The 26,190-nt window shown below is 73.9% G+C and carries 2 protein-coding genes; one reads left to right on the forward strand and one right to left on the reverse strand.

The window, feature by feature from the left end:
• Positions 1-118 precede the first annotated feature (118 nt).
• Positions 119-1,147 (forward strand): ABC transporter substrate-binding protein, encoded by a 1,029-nt coding sequence (locus BUB75_RS34155; RefSeq protein WP_073263123.1) that lies wholly within the window; start codon positions 119-121, stop codon positions 1,145-1,147.
• A gap of 523 nt (positions 1,148-1,670) precedes the next feature.
• Here BUB75_RS34155 and BUB75_RS46670 read toward each other — a convergent pair.
• Complete coding sequence (locus tag BUB75_RS46670) at positions 1,671-26,129, reverse strand: non-ribosomal peptide synthase/polyketide synthase (protein WP_178380053.1); 24,459 nt, start codon at positions 26,127-26,129, stop codon at positions 1,671-1,673.
• Positions 26,130-26,190 lie beyond the last annotated feature (61 nt).

Raw genomic sequence — 26,190 nt, forward strand, 5'->3', positions numbered from 1 at the left:
GGTATCCGGCTGGTATCCAGCGGATTTAGGTAATGCTAACCTCAGTCCGCTTCCCAGCCGCGCACCCCCCTTCGTGGCTGCGGTGCACGTCGGGGTCCCGTCACGACAAGGAGCGCAGATGACTCGCCCTGGCCCGTTCCCTCCCAGACCTCGCTGGTTACGCGCGGCCGCCGGCATCGCCGCCGGTCTGCTGCTGGCCACCGGCCTGGCTGCGTGCTCGTCCGATGACGACGGTGCCGAAACGTCGTCGTCCGCATCGGCGTCGTCCGCCTTCCCGGTGACGATCGAGCACAAGTTCGGCTCGACGAAGATCGAGAAGAAGCCGACCCGGGTCGTCACCGTCGGGTGGAACGATCAGGACTTCGTACTGGCGCTGGGCGTCGTTCCGGTCGCGACCCGGGAGTGGTTCGAGGAGTACTCGAACTACCCGTGGGTGAAGGCGAAGACCGACGGCAAGGCCGTGCCGACGTTCTCCGCCGAGATCAACTACGAGGCGATCATCAAGCAGAAGCCGGATCTGATCCTGGCGATCTGGGAGACGATCAACCAGGAGACGTACGACAAGCTCACCGCGATCGCGCCGACCGTGATCCAGTCCAAGGAGTACCCGGACGAGCAGACGCCGTGGGACGTGCAGACGCTGACCACCGGTAAGGCGCTGGGCCTCGAGCAGGAGGCGCAGGACCGGGTGAAGGAAGTCCAGGACGCGATCGCCAAGGCGAAGGAAGAGCACCCGGAGTTCGCCGGGAAGACGCTCGTCGTGGACTACGGGCCGGAGAACGGTGCGCACTGGCTGATCGGCGCGAACGACCCGCGGCGGGCGCTGTTCGACGCGCTCGGCTTCAAGGTGCAGCAGGAGAAGGACGAGCTGAGCGAGGAGCGGCTGGACGTCCTCGAGAAGGACATCCTGTTCATCAACGGCGCGACCAAGGCCGACATGCTGAAGCGGCCGGTGTTCGCCCGTCTGAAGGTCGTCAGCGAGGACCGGACGCTCTACACGAGCTTCGACACGCCGCTGGCCGGTGCGCTCTCGTACAGCGGCCCGGACGCGCTGCTCTACGCGCTCGACGTCCTGGTGCCGGAGCTGGCGAAGGCCGCCGACGGTGACCCGAAGACCGCGGTGAAGGATCTCTCCAACGCTGCGTAGTTTCCCCAGCCCGATGAAGCGGATCGGTCCTGCTATACCAGGACCGATCCGCTTTTCATGCTTCGAGACTTATCCACAGTGGCTTGGTTCGGCCTGGCCCGCGATGGAGATCTGCTCGGTCCCACGGGCCGGCGCGGACGCCGCCCGCGTGGGCTACTCGCTCAACGACGTGCGGGGATTCCTGACCGAGATGGCGCAGCGGCGCATGACGACGGTTCCGGCGCTGGAGGAGCAGCATCGGCTGGGGCCGACGGTGGGCAGTGCACGGCTGCGTCAGGTGATCGAAGAAATAGCCGACGGAGTGCGCGCGGTGCCGGAGGCGGAACTTCGCGAGGTGGACCTCCGCAGCACGGTGCTGCCGCCCGTGCTGTGGAACCCGAGTTTGGTCGCGGCCGACGGGACGGTGCTGCCTACACCGGACGGCTGGATTCAAGACGTACCTGGAGCGCGCACCGGGCTTCACCCGCGTTCGAGCGGTATGAAAGCGGATCGGTCCAGGTACATAGCTGGACCGATCCGCTTTTCATCGGGTGAGGGCTTCGGTGATGAGGGGTCCGAGTTCGGTGAGGGTGGACGGGTCCAGCAGCTCGGAGTGTGCACACCGGAGCGGAACCGCGCGCAGCTCCCCGCCCACGTACGGACGCCACGACGGCGACGCCGCGCCGGAGAAGCCCTGCTCCGGCACCATCGCATCGACGAACAGCACGTCGCCGTCGTACACCGGGTACTCCGCCGACGCGATCATCCGGTCGCTGGCCAGGTAGGTCTCGACGATCCGCGCGATCTGGGCGTCCTCCAGCGCGCCGATGACGCCGCTCTCCGCGGCTCGCACCAGCGCCACCGCCCCCTCCACGGTGAGATCCCCGGCAGGCACCGTGTAGCCCAGCTCGGTCATCAGCGTCGCGACGTCGCCCGACGCCGGCCCGTCGAGGCGCGCGTCCAGCAGACCGAGAAACGTGACGACCCGGCCGCGCGCGGTCAGCTCGACCGCGGTCCGGTGCGCGAGCGCCCCGCCGAACGACCAGCCGAGTAGCCGCACCGGCCCGTCCGGCGCCCGCTGCTCGATCCGGTCGGCGTACGAGGTCGCCGCGTCTGCCAGCGATTCCGGCGCGGCGCCGCCGCTCAACCGCGGCGACTGGAGCGCGACCAGCGGGACGTCGTCCGGCAGGTACCGGGTGAGGCCGACGAACTGCCAGCCGAGCCCGCTCGCCGGGTGGACGCAGAACAGCGGCGCGCCCGTGCCCTCGCGGAGCGTCAGGATCGGGGCCAGCGCGTCGCCGGCCGGGGTGCCGCCGGTGATCCGCCGAGCCAGCGCCGCCGCGGTCGGCAGCGTGAACAGCTCGGCCACCGGCATCTGCACACCGAGTTCCTCGCGGATCAGCGTGGCCAGCCGGACCAACAGCAGCGAATGCCCGCCCCGGGTGAAGAAGTCGTCGTCCGGCCCGACCTCGGTCACTCCGAGCGCGCGCGCCAGCAGCGCACAGAGCGTCGCTTCCAGCCGGGACGCCGGTTCGCGCCCCACCGTGGGGCGCTCGTCGACGGACGGCAGCGCGCCCCGGTTCACCTTGCCGTTCGGCGTCAGCGGCAGCGCGTCGAGCACGACCCAGGTGGACGGCACCATGTAGGCGGGCAGCGCCGCCGCCAGCAGGGACGTCAGCCCGGCGGGCACCTCGGACGGCCCCACCAGGTAGCCGACCAACCGGTCCCCCCGCGCGAGCACGACCGCGCGCCGGACGTCCGGATGGGACGTTGCCACCGCCTCGATCTCACCCAGCTCGATCCGGAAGCCCCGGACCTTCACCTGGTCGTCGGAGCGGCCCAGGTACTCGATCCGGCCGTCCGGCGCCCAGCGGGCCAGGTCGCCGGTGCGGTAGATCCGCTGCCCGGACGGTCCGGCGACGAACCGGGACGCGGTGAGCCCCGGCCGCCCGAGGTACCCCCGGGTGACCTGCGCCCCGCCGAGGTACAGCTCCCCGACCACGCCCGCGGGCACCGGGTTGAGCGCGTCGTCCAGGATCCGGACGAGCGTGCCGGGCAGCGGACGCCCGATCGACGGCCGGTCCGCCCAACGGGCGTCCACGTCGTCGGTGGTCGCCCAGACCGTCACCTCGGTCGGGCCGTAGAGGTTCGTCACCGACGCGGCCCGCTCGTGCAGCCGCGAGGCCAGCGCAGGCGGCAGCGCCTCGCCACCCACCAGCGCCCTGACCCCGCTCAGGTCCACGTCGGACGCGTCCAGCAGCGCGGCCCAGAGCGACGGCGTCGCCTGCAGCACGGTGACCCCTTCGCCGCGGACGACGTCCGCCAGCAGCAGCGGGTCGCGCACCTGGTCACCGGAGGCCAGCACGATCGTGGCACCGGTCCGCAGCGGCGCCAGCAGCTCGAGCACCGAGATGTCGAACGACAGCGTGGTCACCGCGAGCAGCCGGTCGTCCCGGCTGACCGGCACCGGCTGGCTCACCGCGGCGAGGAACGCGTCCAGGTCGCCGCGGGTCACGACGACGCCCTTCGGCCGCCCGGTGGAGCCGGACGTGTAGAGCACGTACGCGGCGGCCTCCGGGGAGACGTGCCGGTCGACCCACGGCCCGCCGACGGCCGGCGACGCCGCGATGTCCCAGACCGGGGTGCCCGCCGGGAACAGCTCCCGGCTCGCCCCGTCGACCAGCACCACCGCCGGCCGGGCGTCGTCCACCATGAACGCCAGCCGGTCGGCCGGGAACGCCGGGTCGAGCGGCAGGTACGCCGCACCGGCCCGGAGCACGCCGATCACCGCGGCCAGCAGGTCGGGCGTGCGCGGCAGCGAGATCCCGACCAGGCTCTCCGGCCCGACGCCGAGCTCGGCCAGCCGCACCGCGTACCGGGCGGAGGCGGCGTCCAGCTCGGCGTAGGTCCAGGACTCCCCCGCGACCAGGGCCGTGGCCTCGGGCGCGAGCCCCACCTGCGCGGCGAACGCGTCCACCCAGGTCCGCTCGGTCGGCGGCAGCGGGTCACCGGTGCCCCAGGAGCGCTGCTCGGCGCGGTCGGACAGCGTGAGCATCCGCGCGGTCCCGACCGGCGTCTCCGGCCGTGCGCCCACATCGGTCAGCAGGACGACGAGCCGGTCGAGCAACCGCTGGGCGGTGTCCGCGTCGAACCGGCCCGCGTCGTACTCCAGCGTCACCTCGAGCCCGTCGCCGCCGTCGATGAACGTCACGTTCAGGTCGACCTTCGGATCGGCCGCGAACTCGGGCGCCTCCCCGACCGGCAGCCCGAGCAGGCTGTCCGCCGCAGCCGGGCGCATGAAATACCCGATCATGACCTGGAACAGCGGGTTCCGGCCCGGCTCGCGCGGCGGGTTCACCGCCTCGACGACCTGCTGGAACGGCAGCGTCGCGGCGTCGAACGCGGCCAGGTCGACGTCCCGGACCCGGCGCACCAGCTCGGCGAACGACGGCGCGCCGGACAGGTCCGCCCGCAGCACGACCGTGTTGACGAAGAACCCGACCAGCTCGGCGAGCGCCTCGTCGCCCCGGCCGGACGTCGGGCTGCCGATCGGGACGTCGTCGCCCGCGCCGTGCCGGTGCAACAGCGTCGCCAGCGCGGCGTGCAGCACCATGAACAGGCTCGCTTGTTCGGTCGCCGCCAGCGCTCGCAACGGCTCCACCAGCGACGACGGCAGCGTGAGCGAGACCAGGCCGGCGGGTTGCCCGGATCCCCTGGGGCCGGTCGCCGGGAGCGCGATCTCCGCGGGCAGGCCGTCGAGCCGGCGCACCCAGTAGTCGCGCTCGGCCGCCGCCCGGCCCTCCAGGACGCCGTCCTGCCAGCGCGCGTAGTCGGCGTACTGCACCGGCAGCGCGTCGAACTCCGGTGCGGTGCCGGCGAGCCGGGCCCGGTAGGCGACGTCGAGGTCGCGCAGCAGCGGCCCGTCCGACCACTCGTCCATCGCGATGTGGTGCAGGACCAGCGCGAGCACGGTGTCGTGTTCCGACGAGACCGCGAGGACCCGCAGCGGCAGCTCGTGCGCGAGGTCGAACGGGCGGGCCACGGCGGCGGCGATCAGCGCCTCGTCGCCCGGCACGACCTCCACGGGAACCCGGGGATCGGGCACCACGCGGGCGACCGGCGCGCCGTCGACGACCGGCAGCAGCGTCCGCAGGATCTCGTGCCGCGCCACGACGTCGTCCACCGCCGCGCGCAGCGCGTCCAGGTCGAGCCGGCCGTGCAGCCGCACCAGCAGCGGGTAGTTGTAGGCGCTGGAGCCGGGGTCGAGCTGGTCGAGAAGCCAGAGCCGCTGCTGCGCTGCCGACAGCACCGGCGCCTCGCCCGCCGGGCGGCGGCTCAGCGGCGCCGCGGCCGGTCCCGCGTCGGTCAGCGCCGCCGCCAGCCGCTCCGGCGTCCGGGTGTCGAACAGCGTCCGCAGCGAGACGTCACCGCCGAACTCCGACCGCACCGCACCGAGCAGCCGGATCGCGGTCAGCGAATGGCCGCCCTGGTCGAAGAAGTCGTCCTCGGGGCCGACCGATTCGACCTCCAGCGCGTCGGCGAACAGCGCGCAGAGGCGTTCCTCGCGCTCGTCGCGCGGCGGGCGGGACTTCGATGCGGCCGCCGCCGGAACCGGCAGCGCAGCGGTGTCGAGCTTGCCGTTGACGGTCAGCGGCAGAGCGTCCACCACCGCGAACGCGGACGGGACCATGTGCGCCGGCAGACGCGCTGCGAGCGCGGCCCGCACCGCCTCGACCAGGCCGCCGCCGGCGGCGTCGGCCGAACCCGCGGGCGCGCCGGCACCGACCGCCGAGGCCGCGCCAACCGCCGAGCCCGCACCGGCCGCCGAGGCCGCGTCGGCGCTCGGCACCAGGTACGCGACCAGACGCTTCGCCCCACCCGTACCGGCCATCGCCACGACCGCGGCTTGCCGGATCCCGGGCTGCTCCTCGATCGCGGTCCGGATCTCCCCCGGCTCGACCCGGTACCCCCGGATCTTCACCTGGTCGTCGGTCCGCCCGAGGAAGTCGATGTTCCCGTCGGCCCGCTCCCGCACCAGGTCACCGGTGCGGTACATCCGCCCACCGGGCACCCACGGATCGGCGACGAACCGCTCCGCGGTCAGCCCCGGCCGCCCCAGGTATCCGCGGGCCAGCCCGGCGCCGCTGATGTACAGCTCACCCGGGACGCCCGGCAGCACCGGCCGCAGCCACGCGTCGAGCACGTAACCCCGGGTGTTCCAGATCGGGCGGCCGACCGTGGCCGTCGCGCTATCGGTGGTGCCACCGCCCAGCGTGTTGATCGTGTACTCGGTCGGGCCGTACAGGTTGTACCCGAGAACGCCATCGGCGTCGCGCAGCGCGGCCCACAGCGTCTCGGCCACCGCCTCACCGCCGAGCAGCACCAGGCACGGCGGGTGCCCGGACGGATCGAGCAACCCGAGGTCGAGCAGGTGCTGGGCGTAGGTCGGCGTCACGTTGATCACGTCGACCCGGTTCGCCCGGCAGTACGCCACCAGCTCCGTCGCGTCCCGCCGCAGCTGCTCGTCGCAGACGAGGACGTGATGCCCCTCGACCAGCCAGAGCAGCTCCTCCCACGACATGTCGAACGAGAACGACACGGTGTGGGCGATCGTCAACTGCCGTCCGCCGGTCGCCGCGACCACCGGCGCGAAGATCTCCGCGCGGTGGTTGAGCTGCATGTTCGTCAGCCCGCGGTACGGCGTGACGACGCCCTTCGGCTTACCGGTGGAGCCCGACGTGTAGATCACGTACGCCGGGTGGTCCAGCCGGCCCGGCGTCCCGGGAGCGAAGGCGCCCAGTTCCTCCGCGGTCAGCGCGGCGTCGGAGAACCCGGACGTGTCCGGGAAGAGCTCCACGCTCGCGTCGGCGAGGCGCGTGGACGCCGCCAGCACCAGCAACGGCTGCGCGTCCGCGATCATCGTGTGCAGCCGCTCGTCCGGCAGGTCCAGCTCCAGCGGCAAGTAGGCCGCGCCGGTGGCGAGCACCGCGAACAGCGCGACGACGACGTCCAGCGAACGCGGCAGCGCGAGCCCCACCACGGTCTCCGGCCCGGCACCGCGGGAGAGCAGGAAACGCGCCAGCCGGTTGATCCGTGCGTCCAGCTCGGCGTACGTGAGCGTCGTGCCCTCGAACGTCAGCGCCGGAGCATCCGGCGAGAGCCGGGCCCGCTCGGCGAATAGCTCCGCGATCGTCGTCTCGTCGAACGCGTGCTGCGCCGACGCCCACGACGCGACCCGCGCCGCGTCCTCGGACGGCAGGCCCAGCGGGACGTCGGCCAGCGCGGCGGACGGATCGCCGACCAGCGCGTCGAGCACCGCACCGAACCGCGCCAGCAGCGCCTCCGCGCGAGAACGCTCCACGACGTCCGGCCGGTACTCCAGCCGCACCCGCAGCCGGCGCCCCGGCGTGGCCACCCACGTCAGCGGATAGTGCGTGGCGTCGACCGCCTGCGCGGTCTCGAACCCGTGCGTGGACTCCAGGTCGGTGAACGTGTCGTCGTCGAGGAAGTTCTGCAGCACGTAGAGGCTGTCGAACAGCGTGCCGCGGCCGACCGCCCGCTGGATGTCGCCCAACCCCAGGTACTGGTGCGGCATCAGGTCGACGTGGTCGAGCTGGACCCGGCGCAGCACGTCCCGCACCGCGTCGGTCGCGCCCAGCCGGACCCGCTGCGGCACCGTGTTGAGGAACACGCCGACGACCTCGTCGACGCCGTCCAGCTCGGTGGGGCGCCCGGCGACGGTGGTGCCGAACACGGCGTCCGGCGCGCCGGCCTCGTAGGCCAGCACCAGTCCGAGCGCGGTGGTCAGCACCGCGTTGAGCGTGACGCCGCAGCTCCGCGCCGCCTCTGCCACCGCGTCGGTGCGCGAGGCGGACAGCTCCAGCGCGAGGCTCTCCGCGAGCACCGGCGCCGTCCCGACCGCCGCCGGGAACAGCACGGTCGGCTCGGCGTCGGCCAGCGCGGTCCGCCAGGCGTCCGCGGACGCCGCAGCGTCCTGCCGGGCCAGCCAGCGCAGGTAGTCGGGGAAACCGGCCGGGACCGGATCCGGCTGCCACGGTGACCCCGCGCGGAACGCGGCGTAGGCGGCGAACAGGTCGCGGAGCACCAGTTCCCGGGACCAGCCGTCCCAGAGCAGCAGGTGGTAGGTGAACAGCACCCGGTCGGTGCCGTCCGCCCCCCGGACGATGGTGAGCCGGGAGAGCGGTGGTGCGGCCAGGTCGAACGGCACGGATCGGTCCGCGGCTGTCACCGCGTCCACGTCCGAACCCTCCACGACGGTGACGCCGGGGTCGAGCGAAGCCCCGACGAACGCGACCGGCCGCGGCAACCCGTCGGCCAGGAAGCCCAGCCGCATCGCCGGGTGCCGCTCCAGCACCGCGGCGTACGCGCTGGCCAGCGCGTCGGCGTCCACCCGCCCGGCGAAGTCGAACGCGTTCTGCGCGACGTAGACGTCCGAATCACCGGCGAAGCGAGCCTGGAAGAACAGGCCCTCCTGCAGCGGCGAGAGCGGCCACACGTCCTCGGCGTCGGCCGGGATCAGGTCCGGATCGACGTCGACCAGCGGCGTCCGCACCCCGGACAGCTCGGTGAGGGCGGCCGTCCACGCGTCGGCGATCACCCGCACGTCGTCCAACGGCAAACCGTCCGACGGGTACGTGAACACCGCCCGAAGCTCCGGCCCGGCGGCGGTGTCGTGGCACTCCACGTTCACCTCGAGCAGGTACGGCGTACCGAGGTCCGGATCGGACCCCACCCGCAGCGCATCCACCTCCGGCGCCGTGTCCCAGTCCCCGGTCCGCCCGACCGGGAACCGGCCGAGGTAGTTGAACAGCACCTGCGGCGTCCCGAGCCGCGCGAGCGCCGGGCCGGTCCGCGGGTTCGTGTACCGCAGCAGCCCGTACCCGAGACCGCGGTCCGGAGCCGCCCGCAGCGCGTCGCGCACCTGGTGCAGCAGCGCGGTCGAACCGGCTTCCGGCGACGGCAGCCGCACCGGTGCGATCGCGGTGAACCAGCCGACGGTCCGGGACAGGTCCGCTCCGTCGATCGGCTCCCGACCGTGCCGCTCCAGGTCCAGCACGAGCGGGTGGTCGTCGCCCCGCCACGCCGCGACCGCCCGGTGCAACCCGGCGACCAGCGTCTCGGTCACATCCACACCGGCGTCGGCCGGAACCCTGGTGAGCAGCGGCGCGGTCACCGAGGGCGGCAGCGTCACGACGTGGTCCCGGGTGCCGCCCACGGTCAGCCCGGCCGTCGAGGCCGCCGGATCCAGCTCACCACCGGGCGCGAGCACACGCGTCCAGTGCTCGAACTCGGTCAGCCGCGCGGTCTGCCCGGCGTTTTCGGTGAGCGTGCGGGCGTACGACCGCAGCGACGTGTGCGCGGGCTCCGACACCCCGTGCGCCAGGTCCTCGACGAGGATCCGCCAGGACACCCCGTCGACGACCAGGTGGTGCGCGACGAGCAGCAGCCTGCCCTGGGCGTCCGGGCCGCGGTCGAAGAACACCACCTCCAGCACCCGGCCGGCCTCCGGGTCGAGCCGGTCCGCCGCGGCATCCGACTCGTCGCCGATCAGCTCCCGCAGCCGCTCGGAGTCCATCCCGACGGCATCCACCACGGTCACCGCCGCCTCGGCGGCCGCACGCACCTCCAGCGACCACAGCACCGGCACCGGCCGATGCAGCTGGAGCCGCAGCGCGTCATGGTGCGCCACCAACGCGTCCACCAGCGCGGTCACCCGGGCCCGGTCGAGACCGGGCGGCGCGAGCAGCAGCTCGGACTGGTTGTGCCGGTCGATCCGCCCACCCAGCTCGGCGAGCCGGCTCACGATCGGCAGCAGCGCCACCTCACCGACACCGTCGGAGCGCCTGGGGGCCGCAACGACCGGCGCTGGCGCCACCGTCTCCGCGAGCGCGGCCGGGGTCCGGTGCACGAACACGTCCCGCGGGCTGATCGCCAGCCCGCGCCGCTTGACGCGGTTCGCGAGCTGGATCGCGATGATGCTGTCCCCGCCGAGCGCGAAAAAGTCCTCGTCCGGCTCGACTACGTCGAGCCCCAGCACCGCCGCGAACTCCTCCTGCAGCACCTGCAGGCCCGTGCTCGCTTCCCTTTCCGATATCGACGCGAGCCGCGGCGCCACCGCCGGACGGTGGCCACCGGAAGGGGCATCGCCGCTCGATGCCACCGCCGCAGCCGTCGGCCCGCGCAGCGTCGGCCCGCCGGCGCGGGCCGGCTCCGGGGCGGGTCCGTGGGAACCGGTGGCGCGACCGCGCCGTGTGCGCAGGGCCTCCGGGGCCGGTAGCGCCGCGCGGTCGAGCTTGCCGTTCACGGTCAGCGGCAGGGCCTCCAGCGGCACGATCGCGGACGGCACCATGTAGCCGGGCAGCGTGCCCTCCAACGCCGCGCGCACGGCGTCCACCTCGAGCTCAGCACGCGGCACCACGTAAGCCACGAGCCGGTCGCGTCCCTGGTCATCGCGGCGAACCACCGCGGCCGCGTTCGCGATCTCGTCCCGCGCGAGCAGCGCGGTCTCGATCTCCCCCAGCTCGACCCGGTACCCCCGGATCTGCACCTGGTGATCCGACCGTCCGAGGTAGACCAGGTCCCCGTCGGCGGTCCAGCGCGCGGTGTCGCCACTACGGTAGAGGCGCCCCGGCCCGAACGGGTTCGCGACGAACCGGCTCGCGGTCAGCCCCGGCCGGTCCAGGTACCCGCGGGCGAGCTGCTCCCCCGCGACGTAGATCTCGCCGACCACACCCGGTGGCACCGGCCGCAGCGCCCGGTCGAGCACGTACACGCGTAGGCTGGGCAGCGCGTCGCCGATCACCGATCCGGCTGCGGTGTCGTCCGCCGACAGCGCGCGGAACGTCACGTGGACGGTGGTTTCGGTGATGCCGAACATGTTCACCAGGCGCGGGGCATCCTCGGCGTGGCGCGCGTACCAGGGCGCCAACCGGCCCAGGTCGAGCGCCTCGCCGCCGAAGATCACGTACCGCAGCGCCAGGTCGCCGGTCGCCTCGCGGTCGGCCTCGATCAGCGGGTAGAACGCCGACGGCGTCTGGTTGAGGACGGTGACGGACTCGTCACGCAGCAGAATCCGGAACTGCGCCGGGTCCCGCGCGACGTCCGGGTCGACGACGACGAGCTTGCCGCCGTATCGCAGCGCGCCCCACAGTTCCCAGACCGAGAAGTCGAACGCGTACGAGTGGAACATCGTCCACACGTCGTCCGGCCCGAACGTGAAGTGCTCGTCGGCCGCGGCGAACAGCGCCAGGACGTTACGGTGGGTGACCGCGACGCCCTTCGGCTTGCCGGTGGAGCCGGACGTGTAGATCACGTACGCGGTGTTGTCGGCGTGCAGCGGCGCGCGCCGGTCGACGTCGGTGACCGGCCCGGCGGGGTACTCGCGCAGCGCCGGGTCATCGACCGCGACCAGCGGCACCGCGGATTCCGGGTAGGCGAGCGTGGCCGCCTCCCCGGCCTCCGGGCCGGCGAGCGCGGTCGGCACCGCAGACTCCAGGCCGGCGAGCGTGGCCGGCGCTCCCGGCAACTGCAGGCCGGCGAGCGTGGCCGGTTCGCCGATCAGGGCGGCCGGGGCGGCGTCGGCCAGGATGTACCGCAGGCGGCCGGCCGGCGCGGTGATGTCGATGGGCAGGTACGCGGCGCCCGCCTTGAGCACCGCGAGCAGCGCGACGACGAGATCGGCGGAGCGGGGCAGGGCGATCGCGACCCGGTCCTCCGGGCCCACTCCCCGCGCGATCAGGAGCCGGGCGAGCCGGTTCGATCGCGCATCCAGCTCCCCGTACGTCAACGCGGTGTCCCGGTAGCTCACCGCAACCGCGTCGGCCGCCGTCGGCGCGCTCGCAAACGCGTCCACCAGCGTCGCGATCAGCCCGAGACCGGCCACGGACGCTGCGGCGTCCGGCCGCGCCCCGGTCTCGATCTGGCCGCGATCGGTCGCGCTGGCACCGGGCGTGGGTCGCGGTTCGTCGGCGAGCAGCAGGTCGAGGCGCGCGACCGGGGTGTCGAGGCCCGCGACGAGTTGATCGAGCACGTGCTCGACCCGGGCCAGCAGACGCTCGGCGTCGCCCGCACCGACCAGGCCGACGTCGTACTTGAGCTCGAGCGTCAGGCCCTCGCCGGGGAACGCGACCAGCGCCAGCGGGTAGTGCGGCGAGTCGGTGCCGGTGAACCCCTCGACGGTCAGCTCGTCCGGCCGGTCGGAGCCCCGGACCGCCGGGAAGTTCTCAACCACGACCATCGTGTCGAAGAACTCCCGGACGCCGACCGCGCGGGCCAGCTCCGCCAACCCGACCTGCTGCACGTCGAGGACGTCGGTCTGCTGGTCGTGCAGGCGGGTGAGGACGGTGCCGAGCGTCTCGGCGGGCGTCCAGTGCATCGGCACCGGGATCGTGTTGATCAGCAGCCCGACGATGTTCTCGACGCCCGGCAGCTCGCCGCCGCGTCCGGACACCGTGGAGCCGAACACCACCCGGTCGCGGTCGAGCAGTCCGCCGAGGACCAGCCCCCAGGCACCGTGCAGGAACGTGCTCACGGTGACGCCGTGCGCGCGGGCAGCGGCGGTCAGCGCGTCAGCGCGCTCCATGGTGAGCGTTCGGAACGCGCTGTCGTGCCGGTCCGGGACGTAGCTCGCGTCGACCGGCACGAGCGTGGTCGGCTCGACGCCGGTCAGCGCGCGCACCCAGGTTTCCCGCGCGGCGTCGCGGTCGCGCCCCACGACCGCGGCGACGTGATCGGCGAACGTCACCGGCGGCTCGGCCAGCGCGTACCCGGCACCAGACCGGCCGCGCTCGTACGACTCGACGACGTCGCTGAACACCAGCGGGTAGGACCAGCCGTCGGCGAGCAGGTGGTGCATGGTCTCGACCAGCCGGTGCTCGTTCTCCGAGAGTGACACCAGCGCGTACCGCAGCAGCGGCGGCTCGGCCAGGTCGAACGGTGCGGCGAGCTGCTCAGCACAGATGCGCTCCAGCTCGACCGAGCGCGCCGCCGTCCCGGCCTCGGCGCCCGCCAACCCGGCGTCGCTGCCGGCGGTCCCAGGGTCGCCGCCGACGGTCCCGGTCTCGCCGCCGGGAGCGCCGGTCGGATCGGCGCCGGCCGGATCGGGCCTGGAGAGATCGAACTCGGCCCAGGGAACGTCGACATGGTCGGCGATCACCTGGACGACTCGGCCGTCGATCAGCGGGCGGTAGCTCGCCCGCAGCGCGTCGTGCCGTGCCACGGTCGCCTCGACCGCCCGCCGCAGCGCGGCTGGATCGACCCGGCCGGTGAGCCGCGCGACCTGCTGGACGACGTAACTGTCCCGTCCCGCGTCGGCGATGCTCGACTGGAAGTACATGCCTTCCTGCAACGGCAGCAGCGGAAGGACGTCTCGCAGCCCGGACGGGTGCGCTTCCAAAGCGTCCACATCGGCCTGGAGGAGCGAAACCAGCGGGAAGTCCGACGGGGTGGCGCCGGCCAGGTCGGCGCAGCGCGCCAGCGCGCGCAGCGCGTCCGACCACCGGTCGGCGAGCGCGCTGACCTCGTCCGCGCGCAAGATACCGGTCGGGTAGGCCAGCGTGGCGGTGAACGTCGGGCCGTCCGGGCCGTCCTGGGCGAGTGCGTTGACCTCCAGGGTCATCGCGGGGTTGCTCGGGTCGACGCCCTCGCGGAGCGCTTCGACGCCTGCCCAGTCCTCGTCCGGGTCGGCGCCGAAGCGGCCGAGGTAGTTGAACAGGATCTGCGGTCGGGTGTCCCAGCCGTCGCCGCCCCGCAGGTAGCGCAGGACGCCGTAGCTCAGGCCCTTGGACGGGATCGTGCGGAGCTGCTCCTTGACCGCCTTGACCGCCGCCACCAGCGCCGGGCCCCCGCTGACGACGTCGTCCCAGCGCAGCGTGCCCGGGTCGAGCCGGACCGGGTGGATCGCGGTGAACCAGCCGACGGTCTGGGAGAGGTCGGGCGCGGTGTCAAAGAGTTCGCCCTCGCGGCCGTGGCCCTCCAGGCTGAGCAGCGTCGGGCTCGTCTCGTGACCCCAACTGTTCTCGGGCGCACGGCCGCGCCGCCACTCGGCGAGCGCGAGCGCGAACCCGGCGAGCAGGACGTCGTTGACTCGCCCGCGGATCGCTGCCGGGACGCGTCCGAGCAGGTCGCCGGTGACGTCGGGCGGCAGTTCGAAGCTCACCGACGCCACGGTCGCGCCGGTGTCGACGGTCGGGTCGGCCGCGCGGCTGCCGAGCAGCGGGTCGGGCGTGGCGAGCACGTCCCGCCAGTACGCGCGGTCGGGCTCGACGTCCGCGCCGCGGACCAGGTCCGCCCAGGTGCGGAAGCTCGTCGGGACGGGGTCCAGGTGCACGGCGTCGCCGGCCTGCAGGTGCTTCCAGCCGGTGGCGAGGTCGGCGGTGAGGATCCGCCACGAGACGCCGTCGATGACGAGGTGGTGGACGACGAGCAGCAGCCGCCGGGTGGCGGGATCCCACACGGCGCGGAGCATCACGCCGGCCGCGGGGTCGAGCTGCGCCGCCGTCGCCTCCGGGTCGAGCGTGCCGCTCGCGACGAGCAGCGACGCCGCATCCACCGCGCCGACCGGCGGCACCTCCAGCGCCCAGCCGGGCGCGTCAGCGCCGGAGCCCCCGGCCGCGGCCGCCGCGGACTCAGCCCCCGCAGGCACGGGCGTGGCGGGCGCGGGCCCGGCGGGCGCGGCAGGGCCGGCCTCCGCGGCGGGCGCGGGCGCGGGCTCGGCGGGGTGGGTCAGGCGGGCTCGGAGGAGGTCGTGGCGGTCTACCAGCGCCTGGAGGAGCTGTTCGAGCTGATCGCGCTGCAAAGTCACCGGGGTGCGCACCACGAGCGACTGGTAGAAGCCGCTCAGCGGTGTCTCGGCCTGCTCGGTCTCGGCCAGCATCGGCGTCAGCGCGACCGTCCCGACGCCACTGTCGACGGTGGCCGGCGCCGCCGTCACCGGCCCGGTGGGGAGTGCCGCCGCCAGCGCCTGCACGGTCCGGCGGCGGAAGATGTCGCGCGGGGTGAGCGACAGCCCGGCCGCGCGCGCCTTACCGGACACCGCGATCGACGAGATGCTGTCCCCACCAAGCGCGAAGAAGTCATCGTCGATGCCGACCTCGGGCAGCCCCAGCACGTCGGCGTAGATGTCGCAGAGCACGGTCTCGGCGGCGTCCCGCGGTGCCCTGGTGCGGCCACCACCGGGCGGCGTGGGCACCGGCAGCGCCTTGACGTCGAGCTTGCCGTTGACGGTCAGCGGCAACTCGTCGACCACGCCGTACCGGGTCGGCACCAGATAGTCGGGCAGCCGCCCGGAGAGGGTGGCCCGAACCTTCAGCGGCAGGTCCGCGCCGTCACCCGCCGGCACCAGATACGCGGCGAGCAGCTTCGTGTTCGTCGCCGGGTCGGTCCAGGCCACGGCCGCGGCCTGGCGCACCTCCGGCAGCGCGGACAGCGCGGCCTCGACCTCGCCCAGCTCGATCCGGTACCCCCGGATCTTCACCTGGTCGTCGCTGCGGCCGAGGAAATCGAGGTTGCCATCGGGCCGCTGCCGCACCAGGTCACCGGTCCGGTACATACGCCCGCCCGGGATGTGCGGGTCGGCGACGAAGCGGCTCGCGGTCAGCCCGGACGCGTTGAGGTAACCGCGCGCCAGACCGGCCCCGGCGATGTACAGCTCACCGACGACGCCCGGCCGCACCGGCCGGAGCCACCCGTCCAGCACGTAGCCGCGGGTGTTCCAGATCGGGGTGCCGACGGTCGGCGTCGCCGAGTCGGCGGTGCCACCGCCGAGCGTGTTGATCGTGTACTCGGTCGGGCCGTACAGGTTGTAACCGGCGGGGCCGTCCGGCGCGGACAGCTGCTCCCACACGGTGTCGCTGACCGCCTCGCCACCGAGCAGCACCAGGCACGGGGGGTAGCCGGCCGGATCGAGCAACCCGGCGTCGAACAGGTGGTGGGCGTAGGTCGGCGTCACGTTGATGACGTCGATCCGGTTCGCCTGGCAGTACGCGACCAGCGCGACGGCGTCCCGGCGCAGCTCCTCGTCGCAGACGTGGACCTCGTGGCCCTCGACCAGCCAGAGCAACTCCTCCCACGACATGTCGAACGAGAAGCTCACAGTGTGGGCGATCCGCAGGCGACGGCCGCCGGCCCTGGCCACGGTCGGGTCGAAGATCTCCGCGCGGTGGTTGAGCTGCATGTTCGTCAGCCCGCGGTACGGCGTGACGACGCCCTTCGGCTTACCGGTGGAGCCCGACGTGTAGATCACGTACGCGGGGTGGTCGAGCGTGAACCCCTCCGCGGCGGGCAGCGGGCCCGCGGGTTGGGCGGCGCGGGCAGCCTCCACCGCCGGAGTACCCAGGACGAGCACCTGGCCACCGAACGTGTGCTGAGCGTCGGCGAGGGCAAGATGGGCGTTCGTCGTCAGCAGCAGCGCCGGGCGGGCGTCGTCGATGATGTCGGTGAGTCGCTCGGTCGGGTGGTCGAGCTCCAGCGGCAGGTAGGCCGCGCCGGACCGCAGCACCGCGAACAACGCAACGACCATATCGACGCTACGCGGAAGCGCGAGCGCGACGATCCGCTCCGGCCCGGCGCCGTTCGCGCGCAGTAGACGGGCGAGCTTGCTGACCCGGGCGTCCAGTTCCGCGTAGGTGACCGTGCCTTCCTTTGCCACCAGCGCGGTCTCGGTCGGGATCCGGGCGGCGCGCTCGGCGAGGAGGTCCGCGATCGTCGCGTCGCCGATGTCGTGCGCGCCTGACGCCCAGTCCGCGGCCAGCGCGGCGCGGTCGGCGTCGAGCAGCAGGTCGAGGCTCGCGGCCGGACGGTCGAGGCTGTCGGCCAGCGTCGTGAGCAGGCGGGTGAAGCGGTCCATCAGGGACTGCGCCTCGGCGGCCGTCACCAGGTCCGGCCGGTACTCCAGCTTCACCGCGAGCCGCTCCCCCGGGGTGAGGACCCAGGTCAGCGGGTAGTGCGTGGTGTCGTGGTAGTCGACGGCCGTGATGCCCTGGGCGGCTTCCAGGTCGCTGAACGTCTCGTCGGCGAGGAAGTTCTGCAGGACGTAGAGCGTGTCGAAGAGCTGCTCCGCACCGGTGACCCGCTGGATGTCGCCGAGGCCCAGGTAGTCGTGCGGGGTGAGGTCGACGCGGTCGTCCTGGACGCGGCGGGCGAGGTCGGCGACGGTCGCGTCGGGGCGGGCGGTGACCCGCACCGGCACCGTGTTCAAGTACAGGCCGACGACGTTCTCGGCGCCGCGCAGGTCCGCAGGGCGCCCGGCGACGGTGGTGCCGAACACAGCGTCGGCGCTGCCGGTCTCGGCGCCGAGCAGCAGGCCCATCGCGGCGGTGAGCACCGAGTTCAGCGTCGCGCCTGCTGCGCGGGCCCGGTCGCCGAGCCGCGCGGTGACGTCGGCGGGCAGCGCGGCGAGGACGCGGTCGGAGAGGATCGGCTCGCGTCCGACCGCGGCCGGGACCAGCAGCGTCGGCTCCAGTCCGGACAGTGCGGTCGACCAAGCGCGGCGGGAGGCGTCGGCGTCCTGACGGGCGATCCAGTGCAGGTAGTCGGGGAACCCGGCGCCCTCGTCCGGCACCGCGCCCCGGCTGCCGCGCGAGTCGTACAGCGCGAACAGGTCGCGGAGCACCAATTCGCGGGACCAGCCGTCCCAGAGCAGGAAGTGCGGGGTGAGCAGCAGCAGGTCGTGGTTGCTCGGGCCGTGCACGACCGTGAGGCGGACCAGCGGTGGCCGGGTGAGGTCGAACGGGCGGTCGCGGTCCTCGGCGATCGCGGCGCTCAGGGTTTCCTCGTCCGGTGCCTCGATCTCGGTGACCCTCGCGTCGAGGTCGGCCGCGATGTACTGGACGGGAGTGGACAGACCGGTGGCGGTGAACCCGGCGCGCAGCGTCGGGTGGCGGCGCAGCAGCGCGCGGAACGCGAGCGTGAGCGCGTCGACGTCGAGGCGGCGGTCGAGGTGGAAGACGTTCTGCGCGACGTAGGTGCCGGTGGTGCCCTCGTAGGACGCCTGGAAGTAGACGCCCCGCTGGAGGGGCGAGAGGCCCCAGAGGTCGGCGACCGGCACGGGAGCGGCCGCGACGACGGCGTCGATCTCGTCCTGCGTGAGCTTCACCGTGGAGAGCCGCTCCGGCGTGAGCCGCACCTGCGCTGCCGACCGGCCCGCGCCCGGCCGCCCGGCGCCCGACTGCCCGGCAGGCGTTGCCTCGCCGGCGGGCGTGGCCGCCGCGCGCGGGGCGCCATCGGCGGCCGAGGCACCGCCAGCAGGCGGGGGGCCGCCGGTGGGCCGGCCTTGGGCCGCGGCGGGTGCTCCGCCGTGGGCGGGGTGCTGGGTGCTCTGCTCGGCGTGGAGAGCGGCTTCGGCGAACTCGGCCAGGGCGGCCTGCCATTCGACGGCGAGCCGCGCGCCGGCGGGCTCGTCCGGCGCATCAGCGGTGTGGCGCAGCGTCAGCTCGACCACCGGGCCGTCGGCGGTCCGGCCAGCGGCGAGATCGCACTCGACGAGGTACCAGTCGCCGAGGAACGGATCGCCGGACGGCGGCAGCACCTGGCGCTCCCACACCGAGCGCTCCCACTCCGACGCCTGCCCGAAGCCGGCCAGCCGCAGCAGCACCTGCGGCGCGGACGCCGCCGCGAGCGCACGACCGGCGCGCGGGTGCAGGTAACGCAGCCCGCCGAAGCCCACGCCGGAGTCGGGCAGCGCGGCGAGGGTGTCCGCGGTGTCGGCGAGCAGGGTGTCCCGCGGCTCGGGCGCCGGTCCGAACCGGACCGGGACGGTCAGCGCGAGCTGCCCCACCGTGCGCGAGAGGTCACTTCCGGCGTCGACGCCGACCCGGTCGCGGGCCGTGCGCTCGACGTCCACCAGCAGGTCGGTGACGGCAGGCAGCACGTCCTCGGCCCGTAGCCGGTCGACCGCGCGGCGCAGCGCCGCGAGCGCGTAGCGTTCGGCCGTGGCCCCCGGCGCTGCGGCGAGCCACGCGGCGACCGTGCCGCCGATGCTCGCGCGGTGGGTGGTGGTGGCGCCCTCGCCGATCGCTCCGGGCACGAGGTCGGCGCCCGGGCGCAGCACGGACTTCCAGGTGTCGAACTCGGCGATCCGCTCCGGGCGCCCGGCGTCCTCGACGACCTGCCGCGCGTGCCGCCGCAGCGACGTGGGCACCGGTCGCAGCTGGGGGCGGCGTCCGTCCGCTGTCGCGGCGTAGGCGGCCGCGAGGTCGGCGTGAATGATCGGCCAGGAGGCGTCGTCGAGCAGCAGCGGGTGCGCGACGAACAGCAGGCTGCCGTCGCGGTCGGCACCGGCGTCGAACCAGACCACGGCCAGCGGTGCGTCCTCGGTGACGGCAATCGATGCGGACACGGCCACCGGGTCGATCCCGGCCGCGGCCGACTCGGTGCCGACGGCCCGGTCGAGCGCGGTCGGGCCGGACGCGACGGCAGCCGAGGCCGACGCAGCGGCCGGGACGGATGGGGCGCCAGCAGGGGCGGACGCGCCGGCGTCCAGGGCGGACGCGCCGGCTGGGTCTGGCAGCTCGATGCGGCGGAGCACGTCGGCGGCGGAGCGGGTCCCCGGCGGCGGGACCTCCAGCGTGAGGAACACGCCGGACTGCCGCTCGGGGCGGAGCCGCAGGCCGTCGTGGTGGTCGAGCACGACCTGAAGGGCGCGCTCCAGCACCGGGAGCGAGAGCCCGGCCGGGGTCGTGACCAGGCTGGTCACCCGGTAGTCGCCCAGGTCATCCAGCTCCGACCAGCGCTCCGGCGTCGGCAGCAGCGGCACCGTGCCGAGCGCTTCGGGGTCCGTGGTGACGGTCTCCCCGAGGTGCGCGTCGAGTGCGGCGGCGGTGCGGGCGCGGAAAACGTCCTGGGTGGACAGCGGGAGACCTTCCTTGGCGAGGCGATGGACGAGCCGGATCGCGGTGATGCTGTCGCCGCCGAGCACGAAGAAGTCGTCGCGGGCGCCGACGCGAGGACGCCCGAGGACAGCGGCGATGTGCGTAGCGATCTGCTCTGCGCGCGGGCTCGCCGGCTCCTCGGCCGTGAGCACGGACGCGGGGTCGGGCAGGGCGGACCGGTCGCGCTTGCCGTTCGGCAGCAGCGGGATCGCGTCGATCAGCGTGACGGTCGCGGGCACGAGGTGCGCGGGCAGCTCCGCCCGCAGCGCCGCCAGCACCACCTCCGGCGACAGTGCCGCCAACTCAGTGGGGACCACGTAGGCGTGGAGGGAGCGCGCGCCGCCGGTAGCGGCGCGGACGGCGGCGACCGCGTCGGCGACGCCGGGGACCCGGCGGAGGGCAGACTCCACCTCCGGCAGCTCCACCCGATGCCCGTTCACCTTGACCTGGTCGTCGACCCGGCCGAGGAACTCGATCCGGCCGTCCGGAGTCCAGCGCCCACGGTCGCCGGTGCGGTACAGCCGGTCCCCCGGCGCGCCGAACGGGTCGGCGACGAACCGGGCCGCGGTCTCCGGACCCTGCCCGAGGTAGCCGAGCGCCAACTGCACCCCGCCGACGTAAATCTCGCCTCCGGTGCCCGGCGGCACCAGGCCCAGGCCAGCGTCCAGCACGTAGACTGACGCACCCGGCACCGGGGCGCCGAGCGTCACCGGCTCGTCCGGGCGCACCGGTCCGGCCAGAACGTCACCAGCCACCTCGGACGATCCGTACGAGTTGACGATCTCCGCACCGGGGCTCGCCGCGGCGAGCGCCCGCACGGTGTCGCCGCGCAGCGGCTCGCCGGACACGATCCAGCGGCGAACGGCCCCCAGGCGCTCGGACGCGGTCTCGGCCAGCGCCGCCGCGAGGCTCGGCACCGCGAGCAGCTGGGTGGCGCCGGAATCGTGCACCAACCGGGTGAGCACCGCGCCGTCGGCGCCGGTCACCGCGTCGGCCAGCACCATCGTGGCACCCGCGACCAGCCCGCCGAGCAGCTCGGTCGTGCCGTCGACGAAACTCAGCGAACTGCGTGCGACCCGGATGTCGTCGCCGGGCGGGGTCCAGGACCGGCGGGCCCAGGCCAGCCGGTTGGCCAGCCCGGCGTGGGTGCCGACGACAGCCTTCGGGCGCCCGGTGGAGCCGGACGTGAAGATCACGGTGGCCGGGTCCAGCGGCGCGACTCGCACGACGTCCGACGGCTCGGCGTTGCAGTTCGCGATGCGCAGCATCGGGGCGTCGACCTCGGCCGACCCGTCGGTCAGCACCAGCGTGGGCTGCGCGACCTCGAGCATCAGCCGAATCCGGGCCGCCGGGTACGCCGGGTCGACCGGCAGGTAGGCCCCGCCCGCCCGGAGCACACCGAGAACCGCGACCGGCAGCTCCACCGTCCGCCGAGCCACCACCGCAACCACGTCGCCGCGGTGCACGCCCGCCGCGCTCAGCGTCGCGGCCACCGAGGCGCTGCGCCGGTCCAGTTCGGCATAGCTGAGCCGGGTGTCCCCGGCGACCACCGCGGTGTGGTCCGGGTGGGCGGTCACCGCGGCGGCGAACATCGCGAGCACGGTGTCCACCGGGCCCGCGTCCGCGCCGACGCCCGCTCCGAGCAGGTGGTCGCGCTCGTCGGCGTCGAGCAAGGGGAGCCGGGCGGCGCGCTGGTCCGGGGTGTCGACCAGCGCGCCGAGCACGGCGGCGTACCGCTGGAGCAGCGCACGCGCACCGGCGGCGTCCAGCAGTCGCCGGTCGTGGGTGATCGCGAGGCGAACGACCTCGCCCGGGCGCGCCATCAGCGTCACCGGGTAGTGCGGCGCCTCGACGACGTCCAGCCCGGCGACGCGCAGCGCTGCACCCTCGGGCGAACCGGGGAACGGGTAGTTCTCGATCACCAGCAGCGTGTCGAACAGCTCGGGCAGCCCGACCCGCCGCTGGACGGCGGCGAGCGCCGCGTGCTCGTGCTCCACGAGGCCGCGCTGGGCGTCGGCGTAGCGGCGGACGACGTCCGCAAGCGTGTCGTCGGCGCCCCAGCGGACGCGGGCCGGAACCGTGTTGATCAACAGCCCGACCATCGTGTCGAGGCCCGGCAGGTCGCCGGAGCGACCGGAGACGGTCGATCCGAACAGGACGTCCGACCGGTCGGTGGCCCGGCCGAGCAGCAGGCCCCAGGCCGCGGCGAGCAGGTTGCTGACGGTCAGGCCCTGCTCGCGGGCCCAGGTCTGCAGCCGGTCGCCGGGCAGCTCGAGGTCAACCCGCCCGAAGCCGTCGACCGGCTCGGCCGGGGCCGGGAGCACGGCGGCCAGCCGGGTCGGTTCGTCGATCCCGGTCAGCGCGTCGGCGATCGCGTCGACGTCGGCTTCGGTGGCGGCCAGCGTCCGGAGGAACTCCCGGTAGGGCGTGACGGGCGGCAGGGGTGTGCCCTCGTGCAGCGCGACCAGGTCTCCGAGGACGAGCGGCACCGACCAGCCGTCGGCCAGGACGTGGTGGACGGTCTGCACGAGCACGTGCCGGTCGGCCGCCACCCGGACCAGCGCGTACCGCATGCCGGGCGGCCGGGCCAGGTCGAACGGCTCGGAGCGTTCGACCGCGGCGATGTCCGCGATCCGGTCCGCGACCGCGTCGCTGCCGGTCAGGTCGTGGGTTCGCCACGGCACCGGGGCGCGGTCGGCGATGACCGCGCGGACCGTACCGTCCCCGACCGGCCGGAACGCCGCGCCGAGGTTCGGGTACCGGTCGAAGAGCGCTTCGGCGGCCCGCCGGAGGCGGTCGGCGTCCAGCGGCCCGCTGAGCTCAATGATTTGTTGGACGACGTACGGGTCGGCGTCGGGGGTGAACGTGGCGTGGAAGTACAGGCCCTCCTGCAGCGGCGCCAGCGGCAGGACGTCACGCAGGCCCGGCGTCTCGGCCGCGAGCGTGTCGACGTCGTCCTGGGAGAGCGTCACCAGCGGGAAGTCCGACGGGGTGAAGCCGGTGACGTCCGGGGCGGTGGCGATCGCGGTCAGCAGGTCGGCCCAGTAGCCGGCGAGCGTCTCCACGTCCGACTCGTCCAGGACGCCGTCGGGCCAGGTCAGCCGCGCTTCGAGCACCGGGCCGAGCGGGCCCTCGACCGCGATCGCGTTGATCTCGAGGGCGCGGGGCAGCGGCATCCGGGGGTCGCGGCGTTCGAGCACGGTGTCGTCCCCGGCGACCAGCGACCACGGCTCGGGGGTGTCGGCGGCAAACCGGCCGAGGTAGTTGAACAGGATCTGCGGGGCGACCGTGAGGTCGGAACGCCCGTCCAGGTACCGCAGGGCGCCGTAGCTCAAGCCCCGGTGCGGCACCGCACGCAACTGCTCCTTGATGCCCTTGACGACGTCGCCGAGGTCGGTGCCCTCCGCCCGGAGTGCCACCGGGTAGAGCGTCGTGAACCAGCCGACCGTGCGGGAGAGGTCGAGCGGGTCGCCCGGGAGCACGTCCTCCTCGCGGCCGTGGCCCTCCAGCTCCAGCAGGACCGGCGCCGAGGAATCGCGCCACCGTCCGATCGCGAGCACCAGCGCGGCGATCAGCGCGTCGTTGACGCCGCCGTGGATCGCGGCCGGGACCGGGCCGAGCAGCCGGGCGCTGACGTCCGGCGGCAGCGAGACCAGCAGCCCTTGCTCGGTGGCGACGGTGTCCCGGGCCGGGTCGAGCGGGCGCCGCCCGAGCGTCGGGTCGGGGGTGTTGACCGCGTTGCGCCAGTACTGCTCGGAGTCGGCGAACGCGCCCGCGCGGGTGCGGTCGCGGAGGGCCGCGGCCCAGTCCTTGATCGACGTCGAGGGCGCCGGCAGCGGGGCGCCGCTCGCGGCGGTGGCCAGGTCCTCCGCGAGGACCCGCAGCGACACCCCGTCGACGATCACGTGGTGCGCGACGACGATGAGCCGCCCCTCGTGACCACACGTTGCTGTTTCGGGGGCGCCCGGTAGCCACGAGAAGTGGACGAGGTGGGGGGTGAGTGCGGCGACCGCCGCATCGACGGCGGCCGCGTCGTCGGGTGCACCGTCGACGATCGTGACGACGTCGGCTGCTGAGGGCGTGCCGACAGGCTGCACCTCGAGCGCCCACCGGCCGCCGGGCGCGGGCACGACTCGGGTGCGTAACGCGTCGTGGGCCGCGAGGACCGCGTCGACCGTCGCATGCAGGGACTCGGCCGTGAGGCCGGCCGGCGTGCGCAGCACGATCCCCTGGAAGAACCCGTCCATCGCCGGCCCGGCGTCCTGCAGCCACTCGGTGATCGGCGTCGGCGGCACGAGGCCGGTGCGGTCGGCGGCCACGCCGGCGGACGCCTCGACGGCGGTGACCACGGTCGCGAGCGCCGCCGGGGTCGGCCGCGCGAACAGGTCTCGCGGACGCACCCGCAGACCGGCCTTGCGCGCCTGCCGGACGACCGCGATCGCGACGATGCTGTCGCCGCCGAGCGCGAAGAAGTCGTCGTCCGCCCCTACGGTGGTGACTCCGAGGACGGACGCGAACACGTCACAGAGCGCCTGTTCGGTCGGTGTCCGGGGCGCGCGGGAACCCGCCGAGGGCCCCACCGAGTAGTCAGCCAGCGCCGCCCGGTCCACCTTGCCGTTCGTCGTGGTCGGCAGCTCCGGCAGCACGGCGAACACGCTCGGCACCATGTACTCGGGCAGCCGCTCGGCACACCACGCCCGCAACGCGTCCGGCGTCAGCGTGGACGGCCCCGCGGCGAACCCGACCAGGTGGTCCGTCGGCACCTTCGCGACGATCACCGCGGCCTGCCGGACGTCCGGATGCCCGGACAGCGCGGCCTCGACCTCCTCCAGCTCCAGCCGCATGCCGCGGATCTTGACCTGGTTGTCGGCGCGGCCGACGAACTCCAGCGACCCGTCGCCGGTCCACCGTGCCAGGTCACCGGTGCGGTAGAGCCGCGATCCCGGCGCGCCGAACGGGTTGGCGACGAACCGGGACGCGGTCAGCCCCGGCGCGTTGATGTAGCCCCGGCCGAGCAGGAACCCGGCCGCGTACAGCTCACCGGTCTCCCCCACCGCGACCGGCTGGAGGGCGTCGTCCAGGACGTAGAGCTGCGTGTGCGGGTTGGGCCGCCCGATCGAGGTGGCGATCCGCTCGGCGGTGTCGCGGTAAATCACGTGCGAGACGCCGATCGTCGCCTCAGCGGGCCCGTACCCGTGGTAGAGCGTCGTCGTCAGCTGCGCCCGGAACCGCTCGAACAGATCGGGCGTCAGCACCTCACCGCCGCACCAGACGTGCCGCAGCCCGGCCAGCGCGTCGGTGCCGCGCGCCATCTCCAGCAGCGCGTCCAGCATGGACGAAACAAGGTAGACGAACGTGACCTTCTCGCCCGCGATCAGGTCGAGTAGGTACTGCGGGTCGCGCTCACCGCCCGCCTCGGCGACCACCACGTACCCGCCGGACACCAGCGGCAGCAGGATCTCGTTGACCGAGATGTCGAACGCCAGCGGCGCCTTGAACAGCGACGCGTCACCCGGTCCGAAATGCAGGATCTCCTCGACCTGCCAGCGCAGGCGCTCGGCGATCGCCTCGTGCCGGATCATCGCGCCCTTCGGCGTCCCGGTCGATCCGGACGTGAAGATCACGTACGCGAGCCCGGCGCCCTCCAGCGGAACGAGGAACGGCTCCCCCGGCTGCCCCCCGTAGGCCCAGTCGCCGAGGTCGACCGGAAAGGCCCGGACGTCCTCCGAAGCAGCCGCCCCGACCACGAACCGCACCCGCGCGTCGGTCAGCACCTGCTTGCGCCGCTGCTCCGGCCAGCCCGGGTCGACCGGGACGAACGCGCCCCCGGCCAGCAGGATCGCCAGCACCGACACGACCATCTCGGCCGAGCGGGGCAGGCTGACCCCGACGACCTCCTCCGGCCGCAGACCGGCCTGCTGCAGCTCGCGTGCCAGCTGAAACGCCCGCTCGCCCAGCTCGCGATAGGTCAGCCGGACACCGCCCGGCGCGACGAGCGCCAACGCGTCCGGAGTGGCCGCGAGCTGCGCGACGAAGCCCGCAGGCACCGTGCTGGTGGCGGCTGGATGCGTGTCGTTGTTCCACGATTCCAGCTTTTGTAACCTCTCGGCACGCACCGAATCACTCAGGGTAACGAGGTCGCGCTGCATGGTGTCTGTCCTGCCTATCGCGGGGTAA

Source organism: Cryptosporangium aurantiacum, assembly GCF_900143005.1.
Taxonomy (GTDB): Bacteria; Actinomycetota; Actinomycetes; order Mycobacteriales; family Cryptosporangiaceae; genus Cryptosporangium; species Cryptosporangium aurantiacum.